Here is a 13,453-nt window from a genome sequence, read left to right as displayed (position 1 = left end):
GCTCCTAAGAAGAGGTTTCCTGTACTACGGCGAGCAACATGCCTGGCTCCACCTGCTGGCCGGCCTTGGCGTGCAGGGCGCTGAGCGTGCCTGCGACGGGCGCCGTGATCTGGTGCTGCATCTTCATCGCCTCCAGCCAGATCAGGGGCTGGCCGGCCTGTACGGCGGCTCCCTCGGTCAGGTCCTCGGCGATGCGTACGACCGTGCCGGGCATCGGGGCGAGCAAGGATCCCGGGGCGAGCTGGGCCGTCGGGTCGGGGAAGCGGGGCAGGGCGGTGAGGCGGGCTCCGTTGACGTACACCTGGTCGCCGTAGCGTGTGACGTCGAACTTGCGCTGTACACCGTCCACTTCGAGTACGACCCTGCGCGCGTCGGCGTGTACGACGCGCACCCCGTCGGCGGTGAGGCCCTGCCTGGTGTGCCGGTAGTGGACCTCGTGCTCCTCCCCCGCCATCTCGTACCGCTTGGCCTGCGGCTGTGAGGGAACGTTGCGCCAGCCGCCGAAGCGGGAGCGGCCGTGGGTGTCGGCGAGGGCGGCGGCCAGGGGGGCGTACGGGTCGGGGGCGAGGGCGGTCAGGTCGGTGAGGTGGCGGTCGTAGAAGCCGGTGTCCATGTGGCCGCCGGTGAACTCCTCGTGCCGCAGCGAGCGTACGAGCAGCTCCCGGTTGGTGAGCGGGCCGTGGAGTTCCGCTCGCTCCAGCGCTCCGGCGAGTTTGCGGAGCGCCTCCGCGCGTGTGGGGGCGTGGGCGACGACTTTCGCGAGCATCGGGTCGTAGTGGACGCCGATCTCGTCGCCGTCGGTGTAGCCCGTGTCGAGGCGGACGGCGGCGGGTACGGCGAGGCGGTGCAGGGTGCCGGTCTGCGGGGCCCAGTCGCGGGCGGGGTCCTCGGCGTACAGGCGGGCCTCGACGGCGTGGCCACGCGCGCGTGGAGGGGTCTTTTCGAGGGCCGTGCCTTCCGCGACGCGGAGTTGTTCGGCAACTAGGTCGAGGCTGAAGACCGCCTCCGTGACGGGGTGTTCGACCTGGAGGCGGGTGTTCATCTCCAGGAAGTGGGCCCTGCCGTCGGCGACCAGGAACTCGACCGTGCCGGCGCCCACGTAGGACACGGAACGGGCGGCGCGTACGGCCAGCGCGTACAGCTCGTCCGTGAGCCTCTCGGAGAGTCCGGGGGCCGGGGCCTCCTCGATCACCTTCTGGTGGCGGCGCTGCAGGGAGCAGTCGCGGGTGCCGAGCGTCCAGACCGTGCCGTGGGTGTCGGCGAGGATCTGCACCTCGACGTGGCGGCCGTGCTCTACGTACGGCTCGACGAAGACCTCGCCGTCGCCGAAGGCGCTCGCGGCCTCGGCGCCCGCGCCCTCGAGTGCGGCCGGCAACTCCTCCAGGCGGCGCACGATCCGCATCCCGCGTCCCCCGCCGCCGGCGGCCGCCTTCACGAGCACCGGCAGGTCGGACTCGGTGACCTCGCCCAGGGGCGCGATCCCCATCAGCTCCTTGGCGCGCGTCTTGGACGCCATCGCCTCGATCGCCTCGGGCGGCGGCCCGATCCAGACCAGTCCGGCGTCGAGGACGGCGCGGGCGAACTCGGGGTTCTCGGAGAGGAAGCCGTACCCGGGGTGCACGGCGTCCGCGCCGGCGGCCAGCGCCGCCTTCACGATCAGGTCGCCGCGCAGATACGTCTCGGCGGGCGTCGCGCCCGGCAGCCGTACCGCCGTGTCGGCCGCGCGCGTGTGGAGCGCGTTCTGGTCCGCGTCCGAGTGCACGGCGACCGTTCGGATTCCCAACTCACCGCAGGTGCGGAAGATCCGGCAGGCGATCTCGCCCCGGTTGGCGACCAGCAGAGTCGAAATCATGAGCCTCACATCCGGAAGACGCCGAAGCCACCGCGCGCGCCCTCGTAGGGGGCGCTGTGGATCGCGGACAGGCACAGGCCGAGGACGGTGCGGGTGTCGCGCGGGTCGATGACGCCGTCGTCGTACAGCCGCCCGGACAGGAACATCGGCAGCGACTCGGACTCGATCTGCTGCTCCACCATGGCGCGCAGGGCCGCGTCCGCGTCCTCGTCGTACGGCTGCCCCTTCGCCGCCGCCGACTGCCGGGCGACGATCGACAGCACGCCCGCGAGCTGCTGCGGGCCCATGACAGCCGACTTGGCGCTGGGCCAGGCGAACAGGAAGCGGGGGTCGTAGGCCCGCCCGCACATGCCGTAGTGGCCGGCACCGTACGACGCCCCCATGAGGACCGAGAGGTGGGGGACGCGGGAGTTGGACACCGCGTTGATCATCATCGCGCCGTGCTTGATGATCCCGCCCTGCTCGTACTCCTTGCCGACCATGTAGCCGGTGGTGTTGTGCAGGAAGAGGAGCGGGATGTCGCGTTGGTTGGCGAGCTGGATGAACTGGGCGGCCTTCTGGGACTCCGCGCTGAACAGGACCCCTTGGGCGTTCGCCAGGATGCCGACCGGGTAGCCGTGCAGGCTCGCCCAGCCGGTCGCGAGGCTCGTGCCGTACAGCGGCTTGAACTCGTCGAAGTCGGAGGCGTCGACCAGGCGGGCGATGACCTCGCGCGGGTCGAAGGGGGTCTTCAGGTCGCCGGGGACGATGCCGAGCAGGTCGTCCTCGTCGTACTTGGGCGGGGCCGCCGGGCCCGGATCGCCGTACGCCTTGCGGTGGTTGAGGCGGGCCACCACCCGGCGGGCCTGGCGCAGGGCGTCCTGCTCGTCCACGGCGAAGTAGTCGGCGAGGCCCGACACGCGCGCGTGCATCTCGGCACCGCCGAGCGACTCGTCGTCGCTCTCCTCGCCGGTCGCCATCTTCACCAGCGGCGGCCCGCCGAGGAACACCTTCGCCCGCTCCTTGACCATGATCACGTGGTCGGACATGCCGGGGATGTACGCGCCGCCGGCGGTGGAGTTGCCGAAGACGACGGCGACGGTGGGGATGCCGGCGGCGGACAGCCGGGTCAGGTCCCGGAAGATGGCGCCGCCGGGAATGAAGATCTCCTTCTGGGAGGGCAGGTCGGCGCCGCCGGACTCCACCAGGCTGATGCAGGGCAGCCGGTTGGCGAGCGCGATGTCGTTGGCGCGCAGGGCCTTCTTCAGGCTCCAGGGGTTGCTGGCGCCGCCGCGCACGGTCGGGTCGTTGGCGGTGATCAGGCACTCCACGCCCTCGACCACGCCGATCCCGGTGACCAGGGACGCGCCGACCGTGTAGTCGCTGCCCCAGGCGGCCAGCGGGGACAGCTCCAGGAACGGGGTGTCCGGGTCGAGGAGCAGCTCGATGCGCTCGCGGGCGAGCAGCTTGCCGCGTTTGCGGTGCCGTTGGATGTACTTCTCGCCGCCGCCCGCGAGCGCCTTGGCGTGCTCGGCCTCCAGGTCGGCGAGCTTGGCGAGCATGGCCTCGCGGTGGGACTGGTAGTCGGGACTGCCCGTGTCCAGGGCGGAGGTCAGGACGGTCACAGAAGAACCTCCGGGATGTCCAGGTGGCGGGAGCGCAGCCATTCGCCGAGGGCCTTGGCCTGCGGGTCGAAGCGGTGCTGGGCGGCGACGCCGGCGCCGAGGATGCCGGTCACGACGAAGTTGAGGGCACGGAGGCTGGGCAGGACATGCCGGGTGACGGGCAGGTCGCGGCTCTCGGGGATCAGCTGCCGGAAGGTGTCGGCCGTCACCGTGTGGGCGAGCCACCGCCAGGCGTCGTCGGTGCGGGCCCAGATGCCGACGTTGGCGTTGCCGCCCTTGTCCCCGCTGCGGGCGCCGACGACGAGGCCGAGAGGGGCACGGCGGACGGGACCTGCCGGAAGGGGCTCGGGCAGCGGTGGCTGGGGCAGTTCGGCGGGTACGAGGGTGTCCTGGGCCGGTGCCACAGTCACCCGGCGCCCGTCATGGAGGACCGCCACATGGTCGACGGCACCATGGGGCACGTACACATCCTCGAAGACCCCATAGGGCGCGCCCTTTCCGGGTGGCGCCAGCACATGGAAGCCCGGGTAGCTGGCCAGTGCCAGCTCGATGGCGGCTCCGCTCAGCGCACGCCCGACGACCTGCTGGTCCGGGTCCCGTACGACGAGTCGCAACAGGGCGCTGGCCGTCTCCTCGGTGTCCGCGTCGGCCCGGTCGGTGCGGACGAGATCCCAACGGACCTCGGCGGGAGGCGACTTGGCGAGGGCGTCGGACAGCTGCTCCCGGACCAGTTCCGCCTTGGCCTCGATGTCGAGTCCGGTGAGGACGAAGGCGACCTCGTTGCGGAAGCCGCCGAGCCGGTTGAGCCCGGCCTTGAGCGTCGGCGGCGGAGCCTCCCCGCGCACGCCCTCGATCCGCACCCGGTCGGGGCCGTCCTGGCTCAGCCGTACGGTGTCCAGCCGGGCGGTGACGTCGGGGCCGAGGTACCGGGCGCCGCCGGTCTCGTAGAGCAGCTGCGCGGTGACCGTGCCGACGTCGACGAAGCCGCCGGTACCTGGGTGCTTGGTGATGACGCTGGTGCCGTCCGCGTGGATCTCGGCGAGCGGGAAGCCGGGACGGCGTACGTCCCCCTCCTGGAAGAAGGAGTAGTTCCCGCCGGTCGCCTGCGTCCCGCACTCCAGGACGTGTCCGGCGACGACGGCGCCGGCGAGGCGGTCGTACTCCCCCGGCTGCCAGCCGAAGTGGGCGGCGGCCGGCCCGGTGACGAGCGCCGCGTCGGTCACCCGGCCGGTGATCACGACGTCGGCGCCGGCCCGCAGGCACTCGGCGATGCCGAAACCGCCGAGGTAGGCGTGGGCGGCCAGGGTGCCCGGGTGGGCGGCGGTCAGGTCGTCGCCCTCGACATGGGCGACCCGCACGGGGATGCCGAGCCGGTCGGCCGACTGCTGTACGGCGGCGGCGAGTCCGGCCGGGTTGAGGCCGCCGGCGTTGGTGACGATCCGCACCCCGCGCTCGTGGGCGAGGCCGAGGCAGTCCTCCAGCTGGCGCAGGAAGGTGCGGGCGTATCCGGCGGCCGGGTCCTTGAGGCGGTCGCGGCCGAGGATGAGCATGGTCAGCTCGGCGAGGTAGTCGCCGGTGAGGACGTCGAGTTCGCCGCCGGTGAGCATCTCGCGCAGGGCGTCGGCGCGGTCGCCGTAGAAGCCGGAGAAGTTGCCGATGCGCAACGGGTTCACCGGGTGCCCTCCTTCGGCGGGCGGCCGGTTCCGGGCGGGCCCGCGAAGGCCTGCGCGATGTCGAGCCAGCGGTCGGCGTCCGGGCCCACGGTGTTCAGGGCGAGGTCGGTTCGGTGGGCGCGCTGGGTGACCAGGAGGCAGAAGTCGAGGGCGGGGCCGGTGACGTGCTGGGGGGCGCCGGACGGACCGTAGGCCCACAACTCGCCGGAGGGAGACGTGAGTTCGATGCGGAACTCCTCGGCGGGCGGGGTGAGTCCGTGGACGCCGAAGGCGAAGTCCCGCGTGCGCACACCGAGCCGGGCGATGTGCCGGAGCCGGTCGGTGGGGGCGCGGGTGACGCCGAGGGCCTGCGCCACGTCCAGTGCGTGGGCCCAGGTCTCCATGAGGCGGGCGGTGGCCATGGAGGCGGCCGACATGGGCGGGCCGTACCAGGGGAAACGCGCGCCGGGTGCTGCCGCGCGCAGGGCCTGGTCGAGGGCGGCACGCCCGCCGCGCCACGCCGCGAGCAGGTCGGCGGCCGGGAGCCGGGCGCCCTCCTCCGCGCCCTCGTCCACGAAGGAGTCGGGGCTGGCGAGCGCCTTCTCGACCAGCGCGCGGAACGCGTCCGCGTCGGTGACGGCGAGCAGCGCCGACCGGTCGGTCCAGGCGAGGTGGGCGATCTGATGGGCGACGGTCCAGCCGGGAGCGGGCGTCGCGAGCGCCCACTGCTCCGGGGTCAACTCGGCTACGAGTCGGTCCAGTTCGTCGCTCTCGGCACGCAGGTCGTCGATGACGGGCGTCGGGTCGGCCATGGGGGGAGCATGGCAGCGGGGGCAGAAACAATCAAGCGTGCTTGCATTAATTTGGTTCGGAGGGCTCTGTGGGATGCCCGCCTCGCCGGTGTCACACGGCTTCCACCGGCGGATACACCGGCTCCCACCGCGCCGCCCGCACCGCCGCCTCGACGTCGTCCACGCCCGCCCGGGCCACCCCCTCCTCCATCGCCGCACGAGCCACGGCCACGGCGACCGCCTCCGAGGTGGCGCGCAGGTCGCGGATCGGCGGGAGCACCGGCGCGTTCAGCCGGGCGACGTCAGTGTCGTCGGTCCGGCGGGCCACCGCGTCCGCCGCCGCGCGGAGCATCTGGTCGGTCACCCGGGAGGCACGTGCGACGATCACGCCGAGGCCGAGACCGGGGAAGACCAGGGCGTTGTTGGCCTGGCCGATCTCGTACGTCGTACCGTCCCGCTCGACCGGCGCGAAGGGGCTGCCCGTGGCCACCAGTGCCTTGCCGCCGGTCCAGTCGAGCAGGTCGGCGGGGGTGGCCTCGGCGAGATCGGTGGGGTTGGACATGGGCAGGATGATCGGGCGCCCGGTGTGCCGGGCCATCTCGCGGACGATTGCCTCGGTGAAGGCGCCGCCCTGCCCGGAGGTGCCGATGAGGATGGTCGGGCGGACCCGGCGGACCACCTCGTCGAGGGGGATGCCGGGGAGATCGGCGTCGTGCCGCCAGTCGGCGACCTGATCGACGGGGCGGGCGTACGACACCTGGAAGTCGCGGAGCTTGTCGCCCTGGTCGGCGGTGAGGAGGCCGTACCGGTCGACGCACCAGAAGCGGGCGGTGGCCTCCTCGGCGGACAGGCCCTCGGCGACGAGGGCGTCCCGGAGCTGGTCGGCGATGCCGATGCCGGCCGTACCCGCGCCGAAGACCACGATCCGGTGCTCGGTCAGGGGCACGCCCGCGGCCCGTACGCCGGACAGGACGGCGGCGAGGTTGACGGCACCGGTGCCCTGGATGTCGTCGTTGAAGGTGAGGACCTGGTCGCGGTAGCGGTTGAGGACGCGACGGGCGTTGGCGGTGCCGAAGTCCTCCCAGTGCAGCAGGGCGTTCGGGAAGAGTTTCGTCGCGGTGGTGACGTAGGCGTCGATGAAGGCGTCGTAGGTGTCGAGGTCGACGCGAGGGTGCCGGTTGCCGAGGTAGAGCGGGCTGTCGAGGAGTTCCCGGCGGTTGGTGCCGACGTCGAGCATGACGGGCAGGGTGCGCAGCGGGTCGATCCCGGCGGCGGCCGTGTAGACGGCGAGCTTGCCGACCGCGATGTCGATGCCGCCCACGCCCCAGTCGCCGATACCGAGGATGGCCTCGCCGTCGGTGGCCACGATCAGGTCGACGCCGTCGGCACCGAGGCCGCTCGCGCGCAGGGAGCGTTCGATGTCGTCGGGCGCGTCCACGGAGAGGTAGATCCCGCGCGGACGCCGGTACTCGTAGCTGTAGCGCTCGATGGCCTTGCCCACGGTGGGTGTGTAGACGATGGGCAGCATCTCTTCGAGGTGGTCGCCGACGAGCCGGTAGAACAGCACCTCGTTGCGGTCGTGCAGGTTGGTCAGGTTGACGCTCTTGGCCAGGTCGTTCGGCTGCTCCCGGAACTGCGCGTAGGCGCGTTCGGCCTGTTCGTCCTGGGTGAGCACACCGGGCGGGACCAGTCCGACGAGGTCCAGGGCCCGGCGTTCGGCCTCGGTGAACGCGGTGCCGCGGTTGGTTCGGGGGTCGGCGAGGACGGCCCGGCCGCGCGCCGCGGTCCTCAGGGGGCGGGGGGTGGTGTCGCGAGCGTCGGTCATGGGGTCCGCCTTCCGTCCGGCTCTGCCCTGCTCTGCCCCCTTCAGGAGTGTGCCGGAGGCGTGGGGGATCCGCAGGGAAGGGCGCGGTCGGCCTTGGACGGCACTCACTGGGTGAGGACGCGGATCGGGTGTTCCGGGTCGCGCCGCCGGGCCCGCAAACAGGAGCTGCGGGTCGTACGGCACGGGGTGCGTGCCCTGGTCGTAGCGTCGGAAAAGCGCGCGCGTCGCTGATGGTTCCCGCAGTACCGTCAGCTTGTGCCCGATGAAGACGGTTATTTCGGAGAAGCGGTCGCGGCGCGGTACGACGAGTCGTCCGCGGGGATGTTCGAGCCGGAGGTCGTGGCGCCGGCCGTCGATTTTCTGGCGGAGCTGGCGGGTGCGGGCGGCCGGGCGCTGGAGCTGGGGGTCGGTACCGGGCGGATCGCGTTGCCGCTGAGGCGGCGCGGGGTCGAGGTGCACGGGATCGAGTTGTCCCGGGCGATGGTGGAGCGGATGCGGGCCAAGCCGGGCGGAGCCGCGATCGGGGTGTCGATCGGGGACTTCGCGGCGACGAAGGTGGCCGGCACCTTCTCCGTCGCCTACCTGGTCTACAACACGATCATGAACCTGACGTCACAGGACGCCCAGGTGGAGTGCTTCCGCAACGCCGCGGACCATCTGGAACCCGGCGGCTGCTTCGTCGTCGAGGTCATGGTGCCCGACCTGCGCCGGCTGCCGCCGGGGCAGAACGCGGTGCCGTTCCGGGTGGACGACGGACGGCTGGGCTTCGACCTGTACGACGTGGCGACGCAGTCGATGAGTTCGCACCATGTGGAGGTCGTGGACGGCCGCGGTTCGTACCTGGCCGTTCCGTTCCGGTACGTGTGGCCGGCGGAGCTGGATCTGATGGCCCGGCTCGCGGGGCTGCGGCTGCGTGAGCGGTGGGACGGCTGGAGCCGGGAAGCCTTCACCGGTGAGAGCCGGCAGCACGTGTCGGTGTGGGAGAAGACGGGCGACTGAGGTCGTCCGGGGAGCGCGCGTCCCGGAAGTGTGCGTCAGGCCTCCGGGGTTTGCGCCCGCACCTTCCCCCGCCCCACCTGGGTTCGCACCGCGCCGATGCTCGCCGCGATGACCAGCGTAATCGCCGCCGCCTCCGTGGCGGACAGGGCCTGGCCGAGGATCAGGAAGCCGGCCGTGGCCGCGATGGCCGGTTCCAGGCTCATGAGGATGGCGAAGGTGGAGGCGGGCAGGCGGCGCAGGGCCAGGAGTTCGAGGGTGTAGGGCAGCACCGAGGAGAGCAGGGCCACCGCCGAGCCGAGGGCGAGGGTGGTGGGGTCGAGGAGGCGGGTGCCCGCCTCGGCGATGCCCAGGGGCAGGAAGAGCAGGGCCGCCACCGCCATCGCGAGGGCCAGTCCGTCCGCCTGCGGGAAGCGGCGGCCCGTACGGGCGCTGAAGACTATGTAGGCCGCCCACATGGCACCGGCGCCCAGGGCGAAAGCGACACCGGTGGGGTCGAGGTCGCTGAAGCCTCCGCCGCCGAGCAGGAAGACGCCCGCGAGGGCGAGGCCCGCCCACACCGCGTTGACCGCCCGGCGGGACGCCAGGACGGACAGGGCCAGTGGGCCGAGGACTTCGAGGGTGACCGCGGGGCCCAGCGGGATACGGGCGACCGCCTCGTAGAAGAGGCCGTTCATCGCGCCCATGGTGATGCCGAAGACGACCACCGTGCCCCAGTCGGTGCGCGAGTGGCCGCGCAACCGGGGCCGGCACACCAGCAGGAGGACCACGGCCGCCGCGAGGAGCCGCAGGGCGACGACGCCGAGCGCGCCGGCCCGCGGCATCAGGGTCACCGCGAGCGCCCCGCCGAACTGGACCGAGATCCCGCCGGCCAGCACCAGCCCCACCGGGCCGAACGAACCGAGGCGGCTCGGTGCACCACCCGGGGGTACGGGCGCGTGCTGCGTCGAGGGTGCGGTGGCGCTGGGGGTGCTCACGGGCGGTCCTGGGGGCTGGCTCGGATCAGATCATGTTCATCTCGATGTACTACCGAGTCCAGGGTAATAGACCGCGTCAGGAGTGTGAACCCCTTATGTAGCTGTCCTGGATGCTGAGATTCATCGCGCTCAGATGCCGGGCCAGGGCTCCTCGTCCCGGAACAGGGGGCGGCCGTCGGGAAGTGTGGTGGGCACCGACACATGGGCCTCAGACATATGGGCCTCATACACAGGCTGGGGCCAGGCGGTGACTTCGACGGCGTACGGGTCGTAGCCGTACTGCTGCTGGTACCCCGGCGTGTACTCGTACGCCGGTGCCGGCTCGGGCCTCTCCTCGAACAGCGGCAGCCGCAGCTCGGCCGTGTCCATGGACGCGTTGTTCTGCGAGCGGTGCAGCCGCGCGTAGGCCCCGCCCCGCGCGAGCAGTTCCTCGTGGCGGCCGGTCTCGACGATGCGGCCGCGGTCCACGACGAGGACGCGGTCGGCGTCGGGGGCGAGGTTGAGGTCGTGGGTGATCATGATCGTCGTACGGCCCGTCATCAGCCGGCGCAGCGGCTTGACCACCCGGCGGGCGGCCATCGCGTCCAGGCCGGTGGTCGGCTCGTCGAGGACCAGGACCGGGGCGTCGCGCAGGATGGCGCGGGCGATGGCCAGGCGCTGGAGCTGGCCGCCGGACAGCCGGGCCGAGTTGGGGTCGACCCTGGTGTCGTAGCCGTCGGGGAGCCGGACGATGAAGTCGTGCGCGTCGGCCGCCCGGGCCGCCTCCTCGATGGCCTGGTCGCTGGCGCCGGGCCGGCCGCAGGCGATGTTCGCGCGGACCGTGTCGTGCAGGACGAGGGTCTTCTGGGGGAGGAGCGTGACGTACTCGCGGAGGCGGGCCAGCGGGAAGTCGCGCAGGGGCACGCCGTCCAGCAGGACCTCGCCCGCGTCCGGGTCGTAGAAGCGGAGCAGGAGCTTGGAGACCGTGGACTTTCCGGCGCCGCTCGGGCCGGTGACGATCACCAGTTCACCGGGGCTGACGGTGAAGGACAGGCCTTCGAGGGCCGTGCGGTCGGCGCCGGGGTAGCGGAAGGAGACGTCCCGGACCTCGACCGTGCCGTCCGGGCGGCCGGGCGCCGTGCCGTGCCGGGGGTCGGTGACCGAGGGCCGCACGTCCAGGATCTCGATCAGCCGCTCGGCGCCCGCCGTGGCCGCGGTGACCGTGAGCCCGAGCTGGGCCAGGCCCCGCACGGGCGGGTAGAGGTAGCCGAGGAACGCGGCGAAGGCGAGGAGCTGGCCGAGGGTCATCCGGCCGGTGGAGATCTCCCAGGCCCCGATGCCGATCACGGCGAGCACGCAGACCGTCTCGATGACCTGGACGAGCTGCTCGTAGGCCTCGTTGAGCCGGGTCGAGCGGACGGAGGCGCGGAACCAGGCGTTCGCCTCCTCGCTCAGCCGCCGGCGTTCGGCGTCCCGGCGGTCGTAGGCCTGGGTGAGCACGATTTTGCCGAGGGACTCCTCGACGACGGAGGTGATCGCGCCGTCGGCGACCCGGCCCTCCCGGGAGACGTCCTTGATGGAGCCGGAGAAGCGGCGGGCGGCCAGCCAGAACAGGGGCGCGAGGACGAAGGTGGCCGCGGCCAGGTCCCAGCGCAGCCAGAACGCGGCGGCCGCGTAGAAGAGGGCGGAGAAGGCGGCCGAGGCGGCGCCCACCAGGCCGGACACGACCATCGTCTCGATCGCCTCGACGTCACTGGTCAGGCGGGAGAGCAGGTCGCCCTGGCGGTGGCGCTGGAAGAAGTGCGGGGGCAGTTGCTGCACATGGTCGAAGACGTGCTCGCGCAGCCGCATCACGAAGCGCTCGGTCGCCCACGCGGCAAGGGAGTTGCCCGCGTACGCGATCAGCGCGCCGACCACGGCGATGCCCAGCCACTTGACGGCCGGACTCCAGAACGCGGCCAGCGAACCCTTCTGCAGGGCGTGGTCGGTGAGGTCGCCGAAGAGCAGGATGGCCTCGGTCTCGGCGAGCGCGGCGAGCACCGTGCACACCCAGACGAGGACCAGCCAGCGGCGCAGTCCTCTGGTCAGCGGCCAGAAACGGCGGAACGCGGTGCGGGCGGGAATGGTCGGGGTGTCCTCGTGCTCGAGTTCCTCGCCGTCATCGATCTCATCATTCTCATCGATTTCCATGCACATTCCCTCCGCTTTCTCGCACCCGTCCCGCTGGAATTCAGGAACTCATGGGAAAAGGGGTCGACGGTGCACCATCGACCCCTTTCAGCTCAGCGTCGGATCAGCGGTCCTGGCCGGGCAGCGGCTTGGGCGCGTGCTTCTTGGGCTTCGGCTTCGGCGGCGGGAGCTGCTTCGACTTGGGCTTCGGGGGCAGCGGGGCAAGCTTCTTGAAGCTCATTCCGACTCCTGGTGTTTCGCAGTTCTATGGTCCGTGAATTCCGCGTCCGGAACCCGACATCGAAGAACCTACACGCCACCCAAGCCCCCGAACGGCAAAAATGGCAAAGGGGCGCTGTGAGTACCTGGGAGTACCTTGGCGATTCCTGAGAGACGCTCCCGAACCTGAGAGTTCTCTTATGAACCCGATACGAACCTGAGAGTCGCCTTATGAACCGGGCTCAGCGCCGGGCCATGTAGACGCCGAAGGCCTTGTGCAGCAGCCGGTTGAGCGGGAAGTCCCACTCCCCCAGGTACTCCACGGCCTCACCGCCCGCGCCCACCTTGAAGCGGAGCAGCCCGAGCAGGTGGTTGGACTCCTCCAGGGTGTCGGTGATGCCCCGGAAGTCGTAGACGTGGGCGCCGAGTTCGTGGGCGTCGGCCATCATCCGCCACTGCATCGCGTTGTTGGGCTGGACCTCGCGCTTGCGACTGGTGGAGGCGCCGTAGGAGTACCAGACATGGCCGCCGACGATCAGCATGGTGGCCGCGGCGAGCACCTCACCCTCGTGGTGGGCCAGGTACAACCGCATCCGGTCGGGGTGTTCGGCGGCGAGCGCCGTCCGCATGCGCTGGAAGTACGGCAGCGGGCGCGGGATGAACCGGTCGCGCTCGGCGGTCTCCGCGTAGAGGCCGTAGAAGACCTGCAGGTCCTCGTATCCCCCGCGTACGACCTTCACGCCCGCCTTCTCGGCCTTCTTGACGTTGCGCCGCCACTGCTGGTTGAGCCCGCGGTGGACGTCCTCCAACGACCGCCCGGCGAACGGCACTTGGCACACATAACGCGGCTGCCCGGCGGCGAAGCCCTCCTCGCTCCCCGCCTCCGCCTGCCGCCAGCCCATGCGGCGCAGCCGGTCCGCCAGCTCCAGGGCACGCGGCTCGTACGACGTCGCCTCCGCGTCCCGCAGCCGGTGCGCGCCCGGGTCGGCGATCGCGGCCTTGACCGCCTCGGGACTCCACCGCCGCACGACGACGGGCGGCCCCATCTTCACGGAGAAGGCACCGCGCCCCTTGAGGTAGGCCAGCATCGGATCCAGCCAGCGCTCCAGATCAGCCGCGTGCCAGTCGATGACGGGCCCTTCGGGCAGATAGGCCAGGTACCGCTTCACCTTCGGCAACGGCCGCAACAGCGCCAGCCCCGCCCCGACGAGCCGCCCGCCCTCGTCGAACCACCCCAGACTCTCCGCCTGCCAGTCGGGCTTCACGTCTCCCCAGGACGGCAGCTGCATATGGCTGACGGAGGGCAGGGAGGCCACGAAGGCCAGGTGCTCGGGGCGGGTGATGGGGCGGAGGGTGAGGGGCATGGGCGGGGCTCCTTCGAGGTCACTG

The 13,453-nt window shown here is 71.7% G+C and carries 9 protein-coding genes; 1 reads left to right on the top strand and 8 read right to left on the bottom strand.

Annotation, left to right across the window (positions count from 1 at the left end):
• Positions 1–4: 4 nt before the first annotated feature.
• The 5 genes from CRP49_RS15940 to CRP49_RS15920 form a co-directional block, all read right to left on the bottom strand.
• On the bottom strand, positions 5–1,852 hold the full coding sequence (locus CRP49_RS15940; RefSeq protein ID WP_097253959.1) for a biotin carboxylase N-terminal domain-containing protein: 1,848 nt from the start codon (positions 1,850–1,852) through the stop codon (positions 5–7).
• Positions 1,853–1,857: 5 nt separating this feature from the next.
• On the bottom strand, positions 1,858–3,456 hold the full coding sequence (locus CRP49_RS15935) for an acyl-CoA carboxylase subunit beta (RefSeq protein ID WP_097253958.1): 1,599 nt from the start codon (positions 3,454–3,456) through the stop codon (positions 1,858–1,860).
• Positions 3,453–5,129: an acyclic terpene utilization AtuA family protein gene (locus tag CRP49_RS15930; protein ID WP_097253957.1), complete on the bottom strand. Its 1,677-nt coding sequence runs from the start codon at positions 5,127–5,129 to the stop codon at positions 3,453–3,455. Before CRP49_RS15930 ends, CRP49_RS15935 begins: the two co-directional genes overlap by 4 nt.
• Entirely contained in the window at positions 5,126–5,920 is a 795-nt protein-coding gene (locus tag CRP49_RS15925) for a TIGR03084 family metal-binding protein (protein WP_097253956.1), read from the bottom strand. Before CRP49_RS15925 ends, CRP49_RS15930 begins: the two co-directional genes overlap by 4 nt.
• Positions 5,921–6,011: 91 nt before the next feature.
• A complete protein-coding gene (locus tag CRP49_RS15920; protein WP_097253955.1) occupies positions 6,012–7,724 on the bottom strand; it encodes an NAD-dependent malic enzyme in 1,713 nt (570 codons plus the stop codon).
• A gap of 255 nt (positions 7,725–7,979) precedes the next feature.
• On the opposite strand from CRP49_RS15920, the gene CRP49_RS15915 reads away from it, so the two are divergent.
• Complete coding sequence (locus CRP49_RS15915) at positions 7,980–8,723, top strand: class I SAM-dependent methyltransferase (RefSeq protein ID WP_097253954.1); 744 nt, start codon at positions 7,980–7,982, stop codon at positions 8,721–8,723.
• Between the two features lie 35 nt (positions 8,724–8,758).
• Here the strand turns inward: CRP49_RS15915 and CRP49_RS15910 are convergent, their stop codons facing one another.
• The 3 genes from CRP49_RS15910 to CRP49_RS15900 form a co-directional block, all read right to left on the bottom strand.
• Positions 8,759–9,697: a DMT family transporter gene (locus tag CRP49_RS15910; RefSeq protein WP_097253953.1), complete on the bottom strand. Its 939-nt coding sequence runs from the start codon at positions 9,695–9,697 to the stop codon at positions 8,759–8,761.
• A 129-nt stretch (positions 9,698–9,826) separates the two neighbouring features.
• Positions 9,827–11,866 carry an ABC transporter ATP-binding protein gene (locus CRP49_RS15905; RefSeq protein ID WP_097253952.1) on the bottom strand — a complete coding sequence of 680 codons (2,040 nt, stop codon included), beginning with the start codon at positions 11,864–11,866 and terminating at the stop codon, positions 9,827–9,829.
• Between the two features lie 440 nt (positions 11,867–12,306).
• The gene (locus CRP49_RS15900) at positions 12,307–13,428 is read right to left on the bottom strand and encodes a peptidoglycan bridge formation glycyltransferase FemA/FemB family protein (RefSeq protein WP_097253951.1); all 1,122 of its coding nucleotides are present in this window, start codon (positions 13,426–13,428) and stop codon (positions 12,307–12,309) included.
• Positions 13,429–13,453 lie beyond the last annotated feature (25 nt).

This window comes from Streptomyces sp. Ag109_G2-15 (genome assembly GCF_900215565.1).
In the GTDB taxonomy this organism is placed as follows: domain Bacteria; phylum Actinomycetota; class Actinomycetes; order Streptomycetales; family Streptomycetaceae; genus Streptomyces; species Streptomyces diastatochromogenes.
This window is presented reverse-complemented; position numbering and strand designations above follow the sequence as displayed.